The organism is Frigoribacterium sp. AC512 (assembly GCF_979258295.1).
Genome location: NZ_OZ409850.1, coordinates 3,227,293 through 3,245,324 on the forward strand (window position 1 = coordinate 3,227,293; position 18,032 = coordinate 3,245,324).

Here is an 18,032-nt window from a genome sequence, read left to right on the forward strand (position 1 = left end):
TCACCGGCCGCGGGCCGGGGCAGGGTCAGTCGGCGTCGATGACGACCGTCGTGATGACGGGCGTGCGACGGTGGCGACGGAAGAACCAGCGGCTGAGGCCGTCCTCGATGGCGCGCTCGGCGGCCTCGCCGTCGACGTGGCCGCGGGCGGTGGCCTGCTCGAGGGCCTTGGCCGCGACGTCCTCGGCCTGGTCCTCCCAGCCGACGGCCTCGACGAAGCCGCGCGGGATGAACTCGACGGGCTCGACCAGCTTCTGCGTGGCGAGGTCGAAGATGCCGAGCACCGTGATGTGGCCCTCCTCGGCGAGCGACAGGCGGTCCTTGAGGGCGTCCTCGGTGGCGACGCCGATCGTGGCGCCGTCGACGAACACGTAGGGCGCGGGGATGCGCCCGGCGATGCTGGCGCGGCCGCGGTCGAGGTCGACGACCACGCCGTCCTCGACGACGAGCACCCTGTCTTCCGCGACGCCGGTGGCGATCGCGAGGTCGGCGTTGGCCGTGAGGTGGCGCCACTCGCCGTGCACGGGCAGGACGTTCTTCGGCTTGACGATGTTGTAGCAGTAGGTCAGCTCGCCGGCGCTGGCGTGGCCGGAGACGTGCACCTTGGCGTTGCCCTTGTGGACGACGGTCGCGCCCCAGCGGATCAGGCTGTTGATGACGCCGTAGATCGCGTTCTCGTTGCCGGGGATGAGCGAGCTCGCGAGGAGGATCGTGTCGCCCTCGCCGACCTTGATGATGTGCTCGCGGTTGGCCATGCGCGACAGCGCCGCCATCGGCTCGCCCTGCGAGCCGGTGCAGATCAGGACGATCTTGTTGTCCTGCATCTTGCTGAGCTGCTTGAGGTCGACGACCAGGCCCTTGGGGATGTTCAGGTAGCCCAGGTCGGAGGCGATGCCCATGTTGCGAACCATCGAGCGGCCGACGAAGGCGACCTTGCGGCCGTGCTTGTGGGCGGTGTCGAGCACCTGCTGGATGCGGTGCACGTGGCTGGCGAAGCTCGACACGACGATGCGCTTGGGCGCCTCGCGGAAGACGCGGTCGATCGCGGCGCCCAGGTCCTTCTCGGCGGTGGTGAAGCCGGGGACCTCGGCGTTGGTCGAGTCGGTCATGAACAGGTCGACGCCCTCGTCGCCCAGGCGGGCGAAGTGGTTGAGGTCGGTGATCCGCTTGTCCATCGGGAACTGGTCCATCTTGAAGTCGCCCGTGTGCAGCACGAGGCCGGCGCTCGTGCGGAGCGCGACGGCGAGGCCGTCGGGGATGGAGTGGTTCACGGCCACGAACTCGAGGTCGAACGGGCCGGCCTGGTGGTGGTCGCCCGCGGCGACCTCGTGGGTGATCGGCGTGATCTTGTGCTCCTGCAGCTTCGCCGTGATGAAGGCGAGGGTGAGCTTCGAGCCGACCAGGGGGATGTCGGGGCGCTCCTTGAGGAGGTAGGGCACGCCTCCGATGTGGTCCTCGTGGCCGTGCGTCAGCACGATGGCCTCGACGTCCTTGAGGCGGTCGCGCAGCGGCGTGAAGTCGGGCAGGATCACGTCGATGCCGGGCTGCGTCTCTTCCGGGAAGAGCACGCCGCAGTCGACGACGACGAGCTTGCCCTTGTGCTCGAAGAGGGTCATGTTGCGTCCGACGTCGCCGAGGCCGCCGAGCGGGGTCACGCGCAGGGCGCCGCGCTTCAGGGGCTGGGGCTTCTTGAGGTCGAGGGAGTGCTTGGTCGCTACGTTCGGCATGCTTGGCCGCTTTCTGTGGGGAGTCGCGCGAGGTGTGCCCGCACGGAGGTGTCGGTGTTCTGCCGGCGTCGACCCGCTCGGCGGGCTGCCCGGCCCGCTGTGGCGGGACCGGCGAAGGAGGCTCAGGTCTCGGTCGGCGACTCGCTGTCGAGTGCCGTCGAGATCGACCACGTGGCGATCCGCCTCGCCGCCCGTGTGGGTTTCGGCGGAGGCGTCCGTTGCATCCACTGGCGTGGTCGCGTCGACCACAGAGAGCGTGGCCAGACGAACTGTCGGACCGCAGTCTAGGCCACCCGGCTCGACGCCCGCCTCCTGGCGTCCTCGCTCTCCTCGAGCCGGCCCGCCCTCGCGTTCGCAGCTCTCCTCATTCATGGATCTCAGTCCTGATCCGCGCGGCGGGGGACTCGCAGTCCTGACCCGTGCACGACTCAGGATCCGCGCCCCCCGACTTCCTGGATCAGCACGCTCGCCGACCCTGGGCGCCAGCCCCGCTCCCGCCGAGGCCCGAGGTATATCGTTCGGGCATCGCTCGACCCTCGACAGGAGATCATCATGGGCACCTCGCGCACACCCGGCACCTTCGGCATGGACCTCGACGGGATGTGGCAGGCCATGGACCAGCTCCGCTCCACCTTCGACCGTCGTGACGGCGCCCGTGCCCCGCGCGGCGAGGTCCGCGCGGCGATCCTCGCCCTGCTCGGCGAGCGGCCGATGCACGGCTACCAGATCATCCACGAGATCGACGAGCGCAGCGGCGGCGACTGGAAGCCCAGCGCCGGCTCCGTCTACCCGACGCTGCAGCTGCTCGCCGACGAGGGCCTGATCGTCGCCGAGGAGACCGACGGCCGCAAGGTCTGGTCGCTCACCGACTCGGGCCGCGCCGCCGCCGGCGTCGACCCCTCCGACCCGTGGGCCGCCCCGCGCTCCTCCGGCGACCGTCGCACCGCCCTGCCCAAGGCCGGCGTCGAGCTCGCCCGCGCGACCGCCCAGATCGGCCGCACCGGCACCTCCGCACAGGTCGACGAGGCGGTGGCGGTCCTCGACGAGGCACGTCGTCGCATCTACTCGATCCTCGCTCGAGACTGACGCGGGTGGCGTCGCCCCGTCCCGACGAGGCCAGCTCCGCGGCAGGAGACCGCGGCTCCGCGGAGCGCGACCGCAGCTCCGTGGCACGTGACCGCGATCCCGCGGTGCGCGACCGCGCCGGCCGTGCCCGGTACCGCCGCATCCTCCGGTTCGCGTCCCGCCACCTCGCGGTGACGTGGTGGTTCGAGCTCGTGCTGCCCCGGTTCGGGCTCCGCTGGGTCGCCGAGCGCACCCGCGCCCGGCGGATGCAGCGCTTCGCCCGCGGCTTCCACGGGCTCGCGCTCGACCTCGGCGGCTTGATGATCAAGGTCGGCCAGTACTTGTCGTCGCGCCTCGACGTGCTGCCGCCCGAGATCACGAAAGAACTGGAGGGGCTGCAGGACGAGGTCACGCCCGTGCCCTTCCCCGAGATCCGTGCGCTCGCCGAGGCCGAGCTGGGCATGTCGCTCGACCGGGTGTTCGCCTCCGTGTCGCCCGAGCCGATCGCCGCCGCCTCCCTGGGCCAGGCGCATCGCGCCGTCCTCGGCCCGGCCGACTCGGCCGACACCGGTCTCCGCGACGTCGTGCTCAAGGTGCAGCGCCCCGGCATCGACCGCATCGTCGACGTCGACCTCGCCGCGCTCCGCAAGGTCGGCGGTTGGCTCAGCCACGTCCGCCTCGTGTACGACCGTGTCGACGCGCCGGCCCTCGTCGAGGAGTTCGCCCGCACCAGCCTCGAGGAGATCGACTACCTGCACGAGGCAGCGAACTCGGCCCGTTTCGCCGCCGACTTCGCCGACGACGACCGCGTCGGCGTGCCCGACGTCGTCTGGGAGCGCTCCACCCGCCGCGTGCTCGTGCTCGAGGACGTCTCGGCGATCAAGATCACCGACGCCGAGGGCCTGCGCGCCGCGGGCATCGACCCGGCCGAGGTCGCCCCGGTCTTCGCCGCGGTCATGTTCGACCAGCTCTTCGGCAACGGCTTCTTCCACGCCGACCCGCACCCCGGCAACATCTTCGTCACGCCCGTGGAGGTCGCCGAGGGTGAGCGCCCGTGGCGGCTCACATTCATCGACTTCGGGATGATGGGGGAGGTGCCCACCGGCACCCGGAACGGCCTGCGTCAGCTGCTCATCGCGGCCGCGTCGCGCGACGGCAGCGGCATGGTGAACGCCATGCGCGACCTCGGTGTGCTGCTGCCCACCGCCGACACGGTCGGCCTCGAGCGCGCCGTCACCGCCACGTTCGCCCGCTTCGGCGGCATGGGCTTCGCCGAGCTGCGCGAGGTCGACCCGCGCGAGTACCGCGAGTTCGCCGGGCAGTTCGGCGACCTGATCCGGTCGCTGCCGTTCCAGCTGCCCGAGGACTTCCTGCTCGTCCTGCGGGCGGTGACCCTCACCTCCGGCGTGGCCAGCGCCCTCGATCCCGTCTTCAACCTCTGGGACTCGGTCGAGCCCTACGCGGCCCGGCTCGTGCGCGACGAGCGCGGCAACGCCGTGCAGGACGTCGCCCGACGAGCGGCCGACGCGGTCGGCGTGGCCGCTCGGCTGCCGGGCCGGCTGGACCACCTGGTCGGCCGCCTCGAGGACGGCACGCTCGAGGTGGGCAGCCCCCGCATCGAGCGGCAGCTCGGCCGCATCGAGCGGACGGCCCGCCGCGTGCTGGCCGCCGTCCTGTTCGGCGGGCTGCTCATCGCCGGGGCCGTGCTGCGCGCCGACGGTGACGCGCTCGGAACGGTGCTGATGGCCGCCTCCGCGGTGCCGCTGCTGTACGCCCTGCTCGCCGGGCGCCTCCCCGGGTAGGAGGCGGCGCCTCCTGCAGGGCTCAGGCCGTCGCGGTCTCGTGCAGCACCTTCCGCGCGACCACGTTGCCGAGCAGCTGCGCCACCTGCACCAGCACGATGATCAGCACGATGACCGTCACCATGACGAACGTGTCGAAGCGCTGGTAGCCGTAGGTGATGGCGAGGTTGCCGAGGCCGCCGCCCCCGACGAGGCCGGCGACCGCGGTCGCGTCGACCAGGGCGACGAAGATGTAGGTGAGGCCGAGCACGAGGGGGCCGAGCGCCTCCGGCACGACGATGGTGACGAGCACCCGCAGGGGCGACGCGCCCATCGCGGCGCCCGCCTCCACCGATCCGCGGTCGACCGCGACGAGGTTGGTCTCGGCGATGCGCGCGATCGAGAAGGTCGCGACGATGGTCAGGGCGAAGATCGCGGCGCCCGTGCCGATGCTCGTGCCGATCACGACGCGGGTCAGCGGCGAGATGGCGACGATCAGGATGATGAACGGGATCGGCCGGATCACGTTGATGACCGCGTTCAGGGTCGTGAAGACCGCCGCGTTCTGCAGCAGGTTGCCGCGCCGGGTCGAGTAGAGCACCAGGCCGAGCACGACGCCGAGCACGGTCGCCAGCACGAACGACACCGTCGCCATCTGCAGGGTCTGGAGCAGCGCCGTCCAGATCTTGGGCCAGAGCACGGCCGGCTCGATGTCACGCACCGGCGACCACCTCCGTCACGCTCGTGGTGCGGCGCAGGTCGACCACGGCCGCGTCGATCGCCGCGTCGTCGCCGAGCAGCTCGACCGTGAGGTCGCCGAACAGCCGGGACTGCAGCTCGCTGACGCCGCCGTAGACGACGTTGAAGTCGACGCCGTGGGTGCGCGCGACGCGGGAGAGGAACGGGTCGTTCGACTCGCGGTCCTCGACGTGGAGGCGCACGATGCGTCCCGTGTGCACCCTGCGGATGCGCTCGAGCACGCCGGACGTCGCCTCGTGGTGCAGCACGGACGACACGAACCGTCGCGACGTGGGGTGCTGCGGATCGGCGAACAGGTCGTAGACGGAGCCGGTCTCGACGACCTCGCCGCCCTGCATCACGGCGACGCTGTCGGCGAGCTCGCGGATGACGTCCATCTCGTGGGTGACGAGCAGGATCGACAGGCCGTACTCGTCGTTGACGCGGCGCAGCAGGTCGAGCACCTCGCCGGTGGTCTGCGGGTCGAGGGCGCTCGTCGCCTCGTCCGAGATGAGCACGTCGGGGCGGTTCGCCAGCGCGCGGGCGATGCCGACGCGCTGCTTCTGGCCGCCCGACAACTTGGCCGGGTACTCGAGCGCCTTCTCGCTGAGCCCGACGAAGTCGAGCAGCTCCTCGACCCGGTCGACCGTCTCGTCGCGGGAGAGGCCCGAGAGGCGCAGCGGGTAGGCGACGTTGCCGTAGACGGTGCGCGACGAGAGCAGGTTGAACTGCTGGAAGACCATGCCGATCCGGCGGCGGGCCGCGTAGAGCTCCTTCCCGCGGAGCGCCGAGACCTCGCGGCCGTCGACGACGACCCGGCCGCTCGTCGGCCGCTCGAGGGCGTTCACGGTGCGCAGCAGCGTCGACTTGCCGGCTCCGGAGTAGCCGACGATGCCGAAGACCTCGCCGCGCGCCACCTCCAGGCTGACGTCGCGGAGGGCGTCGAACCGGCGCCCCTGCACCGTGTACGACTTCGAGACGTGCTCGAACGAGACGACCGGGTCCGCGGTCACGAGGTCAGCTCGCGCGCGGCGGTCTCGAGGTCGGCGAGGGTGCTGCGCAGGTCGGCCGCCGAGACGTCGACGAGCACCGTGTTGCCGAACGACTCCTCCTCGAGGGCAGCGGCGACGCGCGGGTCGGCGTAGGCGTCGGCGAGCCTCGTCCAGGCCTCGTCGTCGGCGTTGTCGGCCCGGGTCACGACCGCGTTGACGTAGGGCCGCGACTCGTCGCTGAGCGAGTCGTCGAGGTAGAGCGCGTCCTCGGCGTCGATCTCCTGCGACGGGTCGAAGTACGAGGTGCCGACCACGACCGCGTCGAGGCTCGGGTCGTCGAACTGGGTGGGGATCGTCGTCGCGCCGATCGGGACGAACTCGAGGCCGAGGTCGTTCGACACGACGTCGTCGACGGTCGGGTAGACGCCGACGTCGGGGCCCAGCTCGATCAGCCCGGCGGCCTGCAGGATGAAGAGGGCGCGGGCGCCGTTCGAGGCGTCGTCGGGGATCGCGATCCGCGCGCCCTGGCCGAGGTTGTCGAGGTCGTCGACCGTCGCGGAGAAGACGCCCCACTGCGTGATGGTGGTCGAGAAGACCGGCGTCAGATCGGTGTCGTTGGCGACGTTGTACGCGCTGAGGAACGCCGTGTGCTGGAACGCGTTCGCGTCGACCTCGCCGGCCACGAGGGCCGAGTTGGGCAGGGTCCAGTCGTCGAAGTTGACCCAGGTGACGTCCAGGCCCTCCTCGGCGGCGACCGTCTTGACGGCGTCCTGCAGGTCGCTCTCGCCACTGCCGGCGATCTTCACGCTGATCCGGTCGCCGCCGCCTCCCGCGGCTCCGCCGGTCGCCGCCTGGGCACCGTCGCCGGCTCCCGCGGTGGCCGAGCCGGCCCAGAAGCCGCCGCCGACGAGGGCCGCGGCGACGACCACGCCGAGCCCGGTGAGCAGGCCGCGGCGACGTTTGCGGCGCGAGTCGTCGAGGGAGGCGCGGAGCCCGGCGGGAGCGCCGGCGGGCGGGTCGGCGGCGGGCGTGGACTGCGGTGCGTCGTGATCGGACACGGTGACTCCTCGGGGTGGTGAGCGGTGGGTGGTGGGCTGTGTGCTGTGGGCGGCGAGCCGGACGGTGGACTGTGCCGGGGTGATGGCTGCCGACCCTGCCACGGCCTCCGAGGCCGCCGCGAGCTCTCTTTCGACATGTGTCGTGACGTTTCGTCATGTGTCGTCGGCCCTGTCGCAGGAGGCGCAGGCGTGACACAAAGGAGCGCATGACCGACAGCACGAGCGACCCCACGGCCGGCCCCGGCGCGCGCCACCTCGACGACCGCATCGAGGCGGTGTTCGGCCCCTTGGTCGACGAGATCGCGGCGGGCGCGGTCGCCCGGGAGCGCGACCGCCGCCTCCCCGTCGACGAGGTCGACCTGCTGCGCCGGGCCGGCTTCGGCGCGCTGCGGGTGCCGGTCGAGCACGGCGGCTGGGGAGCGTCCCTGGAGCAGGAGTTCCGCCTCCTCGTGCGCCTCGGCGAGGCCGACTCGAACCTGCCGCAGCTGCTGCGCGGGCACGTCGCGTTCGTCGAGACGCAGCGGGCGCAGCCGGACGGGCCGCTGCGCACCGAGTGGCTCGAGCGGCTGGCGGCCGGCGACGTGCTCGTCGGCAACGCGCAGGCCGAGCGCGGCGACGCGACCGCCGTGACGACCCGGCTGACGGAGGTCGACGGCCGGCTCCGCCTCGACGGACAGAAGTTCTACAGCACGGGCACCCTCTACGCCGACTGGATCTGGGTCGGGGCGCTCCGCGGCGACGAGCCCGTCGCGCTGGCCGTGCGCGCCGACGCGCCGGGCGTCACGCGCCTCGACGACTGGGGCGGCTTCGGCCAGCGCCTCACCGGCAGTGGCACGACGATCTTCGACGACGTGACGGTCGACCCGGCCCAGGTGCTGCCTTGGAGCGACAACGCCGAGCGCCGCCCGCTCGCCTACACGCAGGCGCTGTACCAGCTCGTGCTCCTCGCGGCCGAGACGGGGATCGCGCGGGCGGTGGTGCACGACGCCGTCGACTTCGTCCGGCCCCGCACCCGCACCTTCGGCGTGGCGGGGGTGTCGCTGCCGCGCGAGGACCCGCTCGTGCAGGGCGTCGTCGGGCGGCTGTCGAGCATCGCGTCGGCGGTGGAGGCGGTGACGCTGTCCGCGGTGCGGGCGCTGGAGGCGGCCGACGGGCGTGCCTCGGCAGCCGCGTCCGCGTCGGCGGCGGCCTCGGTCGACGCGTCTGCTCCGGACGGTGCCTCGACCGCCGACGACGACTACCAGGAGGCGCTGGCCACGGTCTTCGAGGCGCAGCAGGTCGTGTTGCCGCTCGTCCTCGAGGCCGCGACCGCCCTGTTCGAGGTGGGCGGCGCCTCAGCGGTGGACGCCGACCGGGCCCTCGACCGGCACTGGCGGAACGCCCGCACCATCGCGTCGCACAACCCCGCGATCCACCGCGAGCGGGCGCTGGGCGACCGCCGCCTCAACGGGACGCCGTTCCGCACGGGGCCACAGGCGGCTGCCGCTGCGCCTGCGACGCCTGCGGCGCCCGCCGCCGCCCACGCTGCCCTCGTCCGCACCCCGTAGACCCGCTGAACCGGCAGGAAGTGCTCATCCGGTGGGCAGTGAGAGCGCTTCCCGCCGGTTCAGCGCGCGACGCGGTCGACGAGCAGGCGCCGACGAGGTGCTGGTCGAGCCGCCGGCCCTCGACGACGGCGGAGGTCGTCGGTAGCGTGGGCGGACGCCGTCGAAGGGACACCGCATGAACACCGCCACAGTCGTCATCGCCCTGATCGTGCTCGTGATCGTCGCCGCCACCGTCGCGATCACGCTCCGCGACCGGCGGGACCGGGCGCTGGCCGCCAGGCTCGACGAGTCCGACCCGGGGGCGGGCGTCCGCGCCCAGGCCGAAGCCGAGCGGCAGCAGGCCGGCCCGCGGGGCGAGGCCGGCGGTTCGTCGTGGTCGGCCGCCGGCGGGAACTCGGCCTGAGCCGGGGCCGGGCCGACCCCGTGCATCCGCACCGACACGTGCACCCGCACCCGCACCCGCACGGCGACGACCACGACACGGCGGCCGTCACCGGGACGGCCAGCTGCCCCGACCCTGACCCCGATCCGGACCCTGACCCCGATCCGGACCCTGACCCCGATCCGGACCCTGACCCCGATCCGGACCCTGACCCCGATCCGGACCCTGACCCCGATCGGGACGAGGGATCGCTGGTCTCCTTCGCCGCCCTCGCGGTCGAGAAGCTCGTCTCTGCCGCTCGCGGCACCCGGCAGGGCGCCCTCCTGCCCGGCGTCGACACCCACGTCGTCCGGATCTGGGGAGACGGCGTGGACGTCGTCGTGCGCACGCCTCGCGATCTCACCGGGTCGGCACCCGACACCTACCCGGCCGAGCGATGGGCCGCCGAGCACGCTGCGCGCCACGGAGTGCCGACCCCTCCGGTGCTCGCCTACGAACCCGAGTTCGGGGAGGCGCCGCTCATGATCGTCGAGCACGTCACCTCCCTGCCCTCCGAGCGCGACCCGTGGCGCGACCTCGGCCGCTTGGCCGCCGCGCTCGCCGAGGTGCCCCTCGGGGCGAGGGCTGCGGCCGTTGTCGGCGACGATGCCGACCTCAGCGGGCCCGACGTCACCGTGCCCGACCTCAGCGTGCCCGAGGTCACCGTGCCCGACGCGCTCCTCACCCGCTTCGGCCGCGACCTGCCGGAGGCCTGGCGCCGCCACCTGCGGTACGGCCTCGACTCCCTGGTGCCGGGCGACCGCCTCCTCGGCCTCGGTGTCTACGCCGAGCGGCAGCGCGGTCCGCTGCGAGCGGCCCTCGAGCCGCGGTCGAGAGCGCCGACTGGCGGCACGGGCTCGTCCACGGCGACCTCGCACCCCGCAACCTCGTGCCCCGCGGTGCCGACGACCCCGTGCTGATCGACTGGGGCTCGGCCCGGACGGGCCCGGTGCCGTGGCTCGAGCTCGACCGCGTGCACCGCTGGAGCGCCCTCGACGGCATCGTCGGCGCCGACGAGCTGCGCCGCTTCGCCGACGGACTCGGGGTCGACCTCGACGACTCCCTGCCGACCCTGCGACGGCTCGCCCTGCTGCACCACCTCGACCTGGTCCGCTGGGCCCTCGAGCGGCGGCCGGACCGGCTCGCCCGCGAGGTCGAGGAGGCGCGGCGAGCGATCGCCCGCTGCCTGCGCTGACAGCCCGGTCGGCCATCCTGCCGTGGACCTCGTTCTGGCTGGATCGTCGGACGAGTGGTCATCAACTGTCCTTCCGGCCCGTCTAGGGGGCAGTTCCTGACCACTCGACGCTGCGCCGCGCCTCCGGTGGGCACAGGGGCACCCGCACCCGTCGGCTCGACATGTGCATGCCGTGCATGATTCTCCTGCTGTTCACCGACGCGGCCCGCCCGCGGGCCTAGCGTCGCCGGTGCAGGAGCAGCACGTCACCGCGACGGCCGCGCACCTCCTGCCTCCGGACGGGCACCTGCCTCGGAGCAGACGACAGAGGGGCGACATCGATGGACGTCTTCGTCACGGTCACGCTGGTGATCGTCGTGGCGCTCGTGTTCGACTTCACGAACGGGTTCCACGACACGGCCAACGCGATGGCCACCTCCGTCGCCACCGGGGCCCTGAAGCCCAAGGTGGCGGTGCTGATCTCGGCCGTGCTCAACCTGGTCGGGGCGTTCCTGTCGACGGAGGTCGCGAGCACCGTCTCGAACGGCATCATCCGCGAGGGCGACGGGGGAGTGCAGGTCACCCCGACGATGATCTTCGCCGGCCTCGTCGGCGCCGTGATCTGGAACCTCGCGACCTGGTACCTGGGCCTGCCGTCGAGCTCGTCGCACGCGCTGTTCGGCGGCCTGATCGGCGCCGCCGTGATCGGTGCCGGCGTCGGCTCGGTCGACTTCGGCGTCGTCCTGTCGAAGGTGGTGCTGCCGGCGCTCATCTCGCCCCTGGTGGCCGGCACGGTGGCGCTCGTCGCGACCTACGCGGCCTACCGGATCACGAAGCAGGCGACGCTGCGCGGCTCGACGGCCGGGTTCCGGCACGGCCAGACGATCAGCGCCTCCCTGGTCTCGCTCGCGCACGGCACGAACGACGCGCAGAAGACCATGGGCGTCATCACGCTCACTCTCATCGCAGCCGGCTACCAGGGCGCGGGCACGACGCCGCAGCTCTGGGTCGTCCTCGCCTGCGGGCTCGCGATCGCGCTCGGCACCTACCTCGGCGGCTGGCGGATCATGCGCACCGTCGGCAAGCGCATCACCGACGTCCAGGCGCCGCAGGGCTTCGCGGCGGAGACGAGCTCGGCCGCGACGATCCTCATCTCGTCGCACCTCGGCTTCGCGCTCTCGACGACCCAGGTCACCTCCGGCTCGATCGTCGGGGCAGGCCTCGGCAAGAAGCTCGCGACCGTGCACTGGGGGGTCGTCGGCAAGATCGCCTCGGCCTGGGTGATCACGCTGCCCGCCGCGGCGCTCGTCGGCGGCGTCAGCGCCTGGCTCGCCAGCACCAGCACCGTCGGGCTCGTCCTCGTCGCAGTCCTCGCGCTCGCCGGGGGCTCGGCCTTCGTGTTCCTCGCCCGTCGCCACCCGGTGACGCACGAGACCGTCAACGACAGCGAGGAGGCGCCCGCCGCGACCCAGCCGGCCGGCGCCTCCCGCGGACAGGGAGAGTGACCGTGTTCCTCGGAGTGGACTGGGGCGCCTTCGTGGTCGTCTTCGTGGTGGCGCTCGCCGCGACCGCCGTCATCGTCACGTCCTTCGCGCTCGGCATCCGGCTGTTCGCCGCAGGGGCGACCGAGGCCGTCGCCGGCGGCCCTCGCTCGCTCCCCGCCACCGTCGGGGGTGCGGCCTGCTTCGCGGTCGGCATCGCCGCCGTGCTCGCCGGCCTGTGGCTGATCGTGCCGCAGTTCCACTGACGCCGTCCTGCGGGGCCGGCCCGCGCCTCCTCGGCTCTCGCCTCGGGGCGACGGCGTCGAGTGGTCGGATCTGGTCCTTCCCGAGCCGCTCAACGACAGTTCGCGACCACTGGGCGCTCGGCCCGCAGGGCAGGCGGCGGGCAGGCAGCGGCAGGCAGCGGGCGGGCGGCGGTCAGGCGGCGTCGGCCGCGTCCGCCCCGCGGAACGTCGCCCGGTACGCGCGCGGCGTCGTCCCGAGCACGCGCGTGAAGTGGTGCCGCAGCACGGCGGCCGACCCGAACCCGGCCTGCCCGGCGACGGCGTCGAGCCCGAGCCCGGTCACCTCGAGCAGGTGCTGTGCCCGCAGGAGGCGCTGCCTCGTCAGCCAGGCGGCCGGCGTCGTGCCCAGCTCGGCCTTGAACCGGCGGGCGAAGGTGCGGGGCGACATGTGGGCCCGCGCGGCGAGGGCCTCGACGGTCTGCTCCTCGCCGAGGTGGGCGAGCATCCAGTCGGTGAGGGGCGTCAGCGAGGCGTCGACCTCCTTCGGCAGCGGCGTCTCGATGAACTGGCTCTGGCCGCCGTCGCGGTGCGCGGGCACGACCATGCGGCGGGCCACGACGTTCGCGGCGGCGGCCCCGGCGACCCGGCGGACGAAGTGCAGGCACGCGTCGATGCCGGCGGCGGTGCCGGCGCTCGTGATGACCTTCCTGTCCTCGACGAAGAGCACGTCGGGGTCGACGGTCGTGCCGGGGTGCTCGCGCTGCAGCCGCTCGGCGTACATCCAGTGGGTGGTGGCGCGACGGCCCTCGAGGATCCCGGCGTCGGCGAGCACGAAGGCGCCGCTGCAGACGCTGATCAGCCAGGCGCCTCGCGCCTCGGCGGCGACGAGCAGGTCGCGCACGGCAGCCGAGAGCGTGCCGTCGGCCCCGTAGCTGCCGAGCGCCGGGACGCACACCACGTCGGCGTCGGCCGCCGTCTCGAGGCCGTCGGGGACGGTGATGCCGAAGCCCTGGTTCGTGGCGACGACGCCCGGGTGCTCGGTGACGACGCGGTGCTCGAACGACGGGCCGCCGTCGGCGCTGCGGTCGAGGCCGAAGACCTCGCAGAGCACGCCGAACTCGAAGGGGGCGACGCCGTCGGCGACGAGGGTGACGACCTTCATGCGGTCCACGGTGCCTCCCGGCATCTGGCAGTGCTGACGTGTTCGTTGGCGATCCTGCCACTGGTCGGGGTCGCCGTCCACTCGTAGGTTCGGGGGCATGTCGTCCGTCCCGCCCCCGCCCTCGTCCGCCTCCTCCTCGACTCCTTCCGCCTCCTCGCCTCCGTCCGCCTCCTCCTCGTCTGCGACCGCCTCCTCGCCCCCTTCCGCCTCCTGCTCCTCGCCACCTTCCGCCTCCTCGGCCGCCGTCGCGCGCCTCCTCGTGCCGCCCTCCGACGTCGCCGCCCGCGCCCGGGAGGTCACCGCCGCCCACGCCAGCCCTGCCCTGCTGAGCCACAGCGTGCGCTCGTGGGCGCTCGCCGCCGAGCTCGGGCGCCGCGAGTCCGTGCGGTTCGACGCCGAGCTGCTCTACGTCGCCTCGCTGCTGCACGACCTCGGCCTCGTGCCGTCGTTCGACGCGCACGCCGTCGACTTCGAGCACGCCGGGGGAGCCGTCGCCCGCGTCTTCGCCGCCGGAGCCGGCTGGCCGGAGGCACGTCAGCGGCGCCTGGCCGAGGTGGTCGAGCGGCACATGTGGACGTCGGTCGACGTCGCGCTCGATCCCGAGGCGCACCTGCTCGAGCGCGCGACCAGCCTCGACGTGAGCGGCGCAGGAGGTGCGGACTGGGACGCGGCGTTCGTCGCCTCCCTGGTCGCGGCCGTCCCGCGGCTCGGCTTCGCCGCCGAGTTCGCCGCGGCGATCCGCGACCAGGCCGAGCGCAAGCCGGACAGCCAGGCGGGTCGCACGGTGCGGAGCGGCATGCCCGGGCGCATCGCAGCGAACATGCTCGATCGCCTCCCCTCGGCGTGAGCGGCAGCCGCGGTGGTGGGCTCGTACCGCTCCGTTCGCGCTCGCGCTCGCGCTGCAGGGTTCGGCGGGTTCCCGCCGACTTCCCGCACCCCGCCGTGCCGTGGAATGCCCAGCCGCCGCTCACGGTTCACCCCGTAAGATCATGCACACGCATGAAACGCAGCGGATCGGAGCGCACCCCATGGCACACCCCCTCGAGTTCGGACTCGACACCTTCGGCGACGTCACCGAGCGTCCGGCGGGCGTCGACGGCGCGGGCGAGCTCATCTCGCACGCCCAGTCGATCCGCGACCTCGTCGAGCAGGCCGTGCTCGCCGACCAGGTCGGCCTCGACTTCATCGGCGTCGGCGAGCACCACCGCGTCGACTTCGCGGTGAGCGCGCCCGAGGTCGTCCTCGCGGCGATCGCGGCCCGCACCGAGAGGATCCGCCTGGGCTCGGCCGTGACCGTGCTCAGCTCGGACGACCCCGTCCGCGTCTACGAGCGCTTCGCGACGGTCGACGCGCTCTCGAACGGCCGGGCCGAGGTCATCCTCGGGCGCGGCTCCTTCACCGAGTCGTTCCCGCTCTTCGGACTCGACCTGCAGGACTACGAGGTGCTCTTCGAGGAGAAGATCCAGCTCTTCGCCGAGCTGCTCAAGGACGAGCCCGTCACCTGGCAGGGCACCAAGCGCGGCTCCCTCAGCGACCAGTGGGTCTACCCGCGTCCCGAGAGCGGGACGCTGAAGACCTGGGTCGGCGTCGGCGGATCCCCGCAGTCGGTCATCCGTGCGGCGCACTACGGCCTGCCCCTCTTCCTCGCGATCATCGGCGGCCAGCCCGCCCAGTTCGCGCCCTACGCCGACCTCTACCGCCGTGCCCTCGGCGAGTTCGGCAAGGAGTCGCAGCCCATCGCGATGCACTCGCCCGGCTTCGTGCTCGAGACCGACGCCGAAGCGAAGGAGGTGCTGTTCCCGTACCAGGAGGCGCAGACGAACCAGCTCGGCAGCGAGCGCGGCTGGCCGCCCTACTCCCGTGCACAGTACGAGCAGAGCGCGGGCCCGCAGGGCGCCCTCTACGTCGGCTCGCCCGAGACGGTCGCCGCGAAGATCGCCCAGAACATGGCGCTGCTCGGAGCCACTCGCTTCGACATGCGCTACAGCATGGGCCGTCTGCCGCACGCGGAGATGATGCGGAGCATCGAGCTGTACGGCACGAAGGTGGTGCCGCTGGTCCGCGAGATGCTCGCCTAGCCGACCCGCGCCTGCTCGGTCCCTGCGCCCGGCCCCGTCGTTCCTCGCACGCGGCCGGGCGCACTGCTGCCTGGGCCGGGCCGGGCCGGGCCGGCCGGGCTCGATGTCGATGGCCGCACATGCCGACCGTCAGGCCCCGAGAACACGTTCCGCGACCGGAAATGCCACTGGTGCGGGCTCTCCGGTCGGCATTTGCGGGCCGCGCGGTGCCTAGCGCTCCCAGGACGACGAGGAGGCGGCGGCAGCGTCGGGCGTCTCGCACACGTCGCCGGAGACCCCCACGGCGCCCACGGCTCCGACCCGCAGGAAGTCGAGGGCCGCGGCCGCCGGGGTGCCCTCGGCGGCGGTGTACGCGACGATGGCGAGCTCGCTGCCCGGCACGGTGAACACGTCGCAGTCGAGCTCGAGCGGGCCGACCAGCGGGTGGTCCATCACCTTGCGCGAGGACTCGTGCACGCCGACCGCGCCCCGGGCCCAGAGCTCGGCGAACGCGGGCTCGGACGCGAGCAGCCCGTCGACGAGCGCGCGGAGGCGAGGGTCGGCCGGGTGGTCGACGAGCGCCCGGCGCAGGTCGGAGACGAGGGCGGCCCGGAAGCGGGCGCCGCCCGAGCCGTCGAGGTGACGGGTCCGCACCGCCGTGTCCGCGCCTCCTGCGGTCGTCCGTGTCCTGTCCTCCGCCGCGGCGGCAGCCGGGTCGGCCTCGCGACGGGCGTCGCGGAACGCCCGGACGACGATGTTCCGCTCGCCCGCCGGCCAGCCCTCGGGGTCGCCGAGCAGGCGTCCCCAGAGGGGGCTCCAGGTGAGCAGGTCCCAGGAGGCGCTGAAGACCGCGACGGGTGTCTCACGCAGGCGACCCACCAGCCGCTGCACGCCGGGCGGGATGTGCCGCGACACGACGGCCGACGTCGGGGGCAGCAGGCCCGCGCTGCGGAACAGGTGGTCGCGCTCGGCGTCGTCGAGCTGCAGGGCGCGGGCGAGAGCGGTGGCGACCTGGTCGGACGGGTGCCGGGCGCGGCCCTGCTCGAGCCGGACGACGTAGTCGACCGAGAGCCCGGCGAGGGCGGCGAGCTCCTCCCGGCGGAGGCCGGTCGCTCGGCGCCGGCCGCCGGAGGGCAGGCCGGCGTCGGAGGGGGCGAGGCGGGCGCGCCAGGTCTTGAGCAGCCAGCCGAGCTGGTCGTCCTGTGCAGGCATGCGCTCATCCTCTCCTCCCCAGGGAGGTGCTGCCTGGTACTGGCAGTCCTCCTGCCGGGGCGGGCCACGCGCGCGTCGACGGCGGCGCGCAGACTCGTCCCATGACCACGACACTCATCACCGGATCCAACAAGGGCCTCGGCCTCGAGACCGCCCGCCGCCTGCTGGCCGAGGGCCACACCGTCTGGATGGCGGCGCGTGACGCGTCGCGCGGGCAGCAGGCCGCCGACGAGCTCGGCGCGCGCTTCGTGCAGCTCGACGTCACCGACGACGCCTCTGTCGCCGCGGCGGCCGAGCTCGTCGGGGCCGAGGGCGGGCTCGACGTGCTCGTCAACAACGCGGGCATCACGGGGTCGCACGCCGACCCCGCCGACCTGACGGGCGCCGACGCGCTCCTCGTCCTCGACACCAACGTCGCCGGCATCGTCCGCACGACGCACGCGTTCCTCCCGCTGCTCCGCGCGTCCTCGGCGCCCGCGATCGTCAACGTGACGAGCGGGCTCGGCTCGTTCACCGCGGTGCACGACCCCGACCGCATCGAGTCGACCGTGGTGGCGCCGCTCTACACGGCGTCGAAGTCGGCCGTGACGATGCTCACCGTCCAGTACGCCAAGGCTCTGCCGGGCATCCGGGTCAACGCTGCCGACCCCGGCTACACGGCGACCGACCTCAACGGCCACAGCGGGCACCAGACGGTCGCCGAGGGCACCGACGCGATCGTCGAGCTGGCGACGCAGGGGGCGGACGGGCCCACGGGCACGTTCGTCGACCGCAGCGGCGTCGCGCCCTTCTAGGCCGTCGCACGAGGCCGTCGCACGAGGCTGTCGCACGAGGCGGCCCGCTCGTGGTGGCCCGTACGGCCGGCGGTGTGCCGACGTGTCCGGGGTCGACCCGGTCGTGCTCTGCGTGTCCGGTCCGACCGTGTGGGCTCCGCCTGCGAGCCCTGTCGAGCTCCGCACGACCGTCGAGTCGGCGTAGGGCCCGGGGCCTAGCGCGAGCCCGCGTCGGTCGCCTGAGCCGCGTCGGAGGCCGACTGCTGCTGCGACGGCTGCCGCGCGGCTGAATCGTCCGCCGCGCGGTCCGGCAGCGTGCCGCCGAAGAGGGTCGCGGCGGCGATGCCGAGCACGACGACCCCGAGCTGAGTGCGTGCGATCGTGCTGGCCATGGGGCGTCCTCCCGGTCGGGGCGCCTCGTGACGTCCGGGTCCGATCCAAGCCGCCGCGCGCCTCCTGCACGACCCCCAGAGCGAGCGCCCCTCGCACGGGGCGCAGCCTCGTCCGTGGCGCCGAGCTACACCCCCGGACCAGCACCACACCCCCAGAACTGCGGGTGTGGTGCGGAATGCGGGGTGTAGCGCGACGCACGCGGGGCAC

18 protein-coding genes are annotated in these 18,032 nt (G+C 73.4%); 11 read left to right on the forward strand and 7 right to left on the reverse strand.

The features are described 5' to 3' along the window. Window positions 1–25 precede the first annotated feature (25 nt). Window positions 26–1,726 carry a ribonuclease J gene (locus tag ACZZ97_RS14910; protein WP_123548473.1) on the reverse strand — a complete coding sequence of 567 codons (1,701 nt, stop codon included), beginning with the start codon at window positions 1,724–1,726 and terminating at the stop codon, window positions 26–28. Window positions 1,727–2,278: 552 nt separating this feature from the next. Here ACZZ97_RS14910 and ACZZ97_RS14915 point away from each other — a divergent pair. Both ACZZ97_RS14915 and ACZZ97_RS14920 read left to right on the forward strand, forming a co-directional pair. Further along, window positions 2,279–2,812: a PadR family transcriptional regulator gene (locus tag ACZZ97_RS14915; RefSeq protein WP_228506932.1), complete on the forward strand. Its 534-nt coding sequence runs from the start codon at window positions 2,279–2,281 to the stop codon at window positions 2,810–2,812. A gap of 80 nt (window positions 2,813–2,892) precedes the next feature. Beyond that, complete coding sequence (locus ACZZ97_RS14920) at window positions 2,893–4,593, forward strand: ABC1 kinase family protein (protein WP_463473815.1); 1,701 nt, start codon at window positions 2,893–2,895, stop codon at window positions 4,591–4,593. Window positions 4,594–4,615: 22 nt separating this feature from the next. Here the strand turns inward: ACZZ97_RS14920 and ACZZ97_RS14925 are convergent, their stop codons facing one another. The 3 genes from ACZZ97_RS14925 to ACZZ97_RS14935 are packed head-to-tail and all read right to left on the reverse strand — an operon-like array spanning window position 4,616 to window position 7,360. Next, window positions 4,616–5,293: a methionine ABC transporter permease gene (locus ACZZ97_RS14925; RefSeq protein ID WP_463473658.1), complete on the reverse strand. Its 678-nt coding sequence runs from the start codon at window positions 5,291–5,293 to the stop codon at window positions 4,616–4,618. Next, the gene (locus ACZZ97_RS14930; RefSeq protein WP_463473659.1) at window positions 5,286–6,323 is read right to left on the reverse strand and encodes a methionine ABC transporter ATP-binding protein; all 1,038 of its coding nucleotides are present in this window, start codon (window positions 6,321–6,323) and stop codon (window positions 5,286–5,288) included. Before ACZZ97_RS14930 ends, ACZZ97_RS14925 begins: the two co-directional genes overlap by 8 nt. Continuing rightward, the gene (locus ACZZ97_RS14935) at window positions 6,320–7,360 is read right to left on the reverse strand and encodes a MetQ/NlpA family ABC transporter substrate-binding protein (protein WP_463473660.1); all 1,041 of its coding nucleotides are present in this window, start codon (window positions 7,358–7,360) and stop codon (window positions 6,320–6,322) included. Before ACZZ97_RS14935 ends, ACZZ97_RS14930 begins: the two co-directional genes overlap by 4 nt. 206 nt (window positions 7,361–7,566) lie before the next feature. On the opposite strand from ACZZ97_RS14935, the gene ACZZ97_RS14940 reads away from it, so the two are divergent. The 6 genes from ACZZ97_RS14940 to ACZZ97_RS14965 all read left to right on the forward strand — a co-directional run bounded on the left by ACZZ97_RS14940 (window position 7,567) and on the right by ACZZ97_RS14965 (window position 12,249). Continuing rightward, the gene (locus tag ACZZ97_RS14940) at window positions 7,567–8,907 is read left to right on the forward strand and encodes an acyl-CoA dehydrogenase family protein (protein ID WP_463473661.1); all 1,341 of its coding nucleotides are present in this window, start codon (window positions 7,567–7,569) and stop codon (window positions 8,905–8,907) included. Between the two features lie 175 nt (window positions 8,908–9,082). Beyond that, window positions 9,083–9,310 (forward strand): hypothetical protein, encoded by a 228-nt coding sequence (locus tag ACZZ97_RS14945; protein WP_314104011.1) that lies wholly within the window; start codon window positions 9,083–9,085, stop codon window positions 9,308–9,310. Window positions 9,311–9,348: 38 nt separating this feature from the next. Next, window positions 9,349–10,248, forward strand: a complete 900-nt coding sequence (locus ACZZ97_RS14950; protein WP_463473662.1) for a hypothetical protein — start codon at window positions 9,349–9,351, stop codon at window positions 10,246–10,248. Next, window positions 10,218–10,523 (forward strand): hypothetical protein, encoded by a 306-nt coding sequence (locus ACZZ97_RS14955; RefSeq protein WP_463473663.1) that lies wholly within the window; start codon window positions 10,218–10,220, stop codon window positions 10,521–10,523. The genes ACZZ97_RS14950 and ACZZ97_RS14955 overlap by 31 nt, the downstream gene beginning before the upstream one ends. A 320-nt stretch (window positions 10,524–10,843) precedes the next feature. Then, complete coding sequence (locus ACZZ97_RS14960; protein WP_463473664.1) at window positions 10,844–12,007, forward strand: anion permease; 1,164 nt, start codon at window positions 10,844–10,846, stop codon at window positions 12,005–12,007. Window positions 12,008–12,009: 2 nt separating this feature from the next. Beyond that, window positions 12,010–12,249, forward strand: a complete 240-nt coding sequence (locus ACZZ97_RS14965) for a hypothetical protein (protein WP_463473665.1) — start codon at window positions 12,010–12,012, stop codon at window positions 12,247–12,249. A 172-nt stretch (window positions 12,250–12,421) separates the two neighbouring features. Here ACZZ97_RS14965 and ACZZ97_RS14970 read toward each other — a convergent pair whose 3' ends face one another. Then, window positions 12,422–13,390, reverse strand: a complete 969-nt coding sequence (locus tag ACZZ97_RS14970) for a GlxA family transcriptional regulator (RefSeq protein WP_314103846.1) — start codon at window positions 13,388–13,390, stop codon at window positions 12,422–12,424. A 97-nt stretch (window positions 13,391–13,487) separates the two neighbouring features. Between ACZZ97_RS14970 and ACZZ97_RS14975 the strand changes: the two genes are divergently transcribed. Further along, a complete protein-coding gene (locus tag ACZZ97_RS14975; RefSeq protein ID WP_463473666.1) occupies window positions 13,488–14,237 on the forward strand; it encodes an HD domain-containing protein in 750 nt (249 codons plus the stop codon). 181 nt (window positions 14,238–14,418) lie between these two features. Beyond that, window positions 14,419–15,468: an LLM class flavin-dependent oxidoreductase gene (locus tag ACZZ97_RS14980; protein WP_314103850.1), complete on the forward strand. Its 1,050-nt coding sequence runs from the start codon at window positions 14,419–14,421 to the stop codon at window positions 15,466–15,468. Between the two features lie 210 nt (window positions 15,469–15,678). Here the strand turns inward: ACZZ97_RS14980 and ACZZ97_RS14985 are convergent, their stop codons facing one another. Beyond that, window positions 15,679–16,659 (reverse strand): helix-turn-helix transcriptional regulator, encoded by a 981-nt coding sequence (locus ACZZ97_RS14985; RefSeq protein ID WP_463473667.1) that lies wholly within the window; start codon window positions 16,657–16,659, stop codon window positions 15,679–15,681. 101 nt (window positions 16,660–16,760) lie between these two features. Here ACZZ97_RS14985 and ACZZ97_RS14990 point away from each other — a divergent pair, with 101 nt between their 5' ends. After that, window positions 16,761–17,453, forward strand: coding sequence for an SDR family NAD(P)-dependent oxidoreductase (locus ACZZ97_RS14990; protein WP_463473668.1), 693 nt, complete (start codon window positions 16,761–16,763; stop codon window positions 17,451–17,453). Between the two features lie 194 nt (window positions 17,454–17,647). Here ACZZ97_RS14990 and ACZZ97_RS14995 read toward each other — a convergent pair whose 3' ends face one another. Further along, window positions 17,648–17,824, reverse strand: a complete 177-nt coding sequence (locus ACZZ97_RS14995; RefSeq protein ID WP_463473669.1) for a hypothetical protein — start codon at window positions 17,822–17,824, stop codon at window positions 17,648–17,650. Between the last annotated feature and the right edge of the window lie 208 nt (window positions 17,825–18,032).

Excerpts from the sequence above, each read along its gene's own strand:
- ACZZ97_RS14910 (WP_123548473.1), bottom strand. The coding sequence starts at position 1,726 with ATGCCGAACGTAGCGACCAAGCACTCCCTCGACCTCAAGAAGCCCCAG.
- ACZZ97_RS14915 (WP_228506932.1), top strand. The coding sequence starts at position 2,279 with ATGGGCACCTCGCGCACACCCGGCACCTTCGGCATGGACCTCGACGGG.
- ACZZ97_RS14940 (WP_463473661.1), top strand. The coding sequence starts at position 7,567 with ATGACCGACAGCACGAGCGACCCCACGGCCGGCCCCGGCGCGCGCCAC.
- ACZZ97_RS14945 (WP_314104011.1), top strand. The coding sequence starts at position 9,083 with ATGAACACCGCCACAGTCGTCATCGCCCTGATCGTGCTCGTGATCGTC.
- ACZZ97_RS14960 (WP_463473664.1), top strand. The coding sequence starts at position 10,844 with ATGGACGTCTTCGTCACGGTCACGCTGGTGATCGTCGTGGCGCTCGTG.
- ACZZ97_RS14970 (WP_314103846.1), bottom strand. The coding sequence starts at position 13,390 with ATGAAGGTCGTCACCCTCGTCGCCGACGGCGTCGCCCCCTTCGAGTTC.
- ACZZ97_RS14975 (WP_463473666.1), top strand. The coding sequence starts at position 13,488 with ATGTCGTCCGTCCCGCCCCCGCCCTCGTCCGCCTCCTCCTCGACTCCT.
- ACZZ97_RS14980 (WP_314103850.1), top strand. The coding sequence starts at position 14,419 with ATGGCACACCCCCTCGAGTTCGGACTCGACACCTTCGGCGACGTCACC.
- ACZZ97_RS14985 (WP_463473667.1), bottom strand. The coding sequence starts at position 16,659 with ATGCCTGCACAGGACGACCAGCTCGGCTGGCTGCTCAAGACCTGGCGC.
- ACZZ97_RS14990 (WP_463473668.1), top strand. The coding sequence starts at position 16,761 with ATGACCACGACACTCATCACCGGATCCAACAAGGGCCTCGGCCTCGAG.
- ACZZ97_RS14995 (WP_463473669.1), bottom strand. The coding sequence starts at position 17,824 with ATGGCCAGCACGATCGCACGCACTCAGCTCGGGGTCGTCGTGCTCGGC.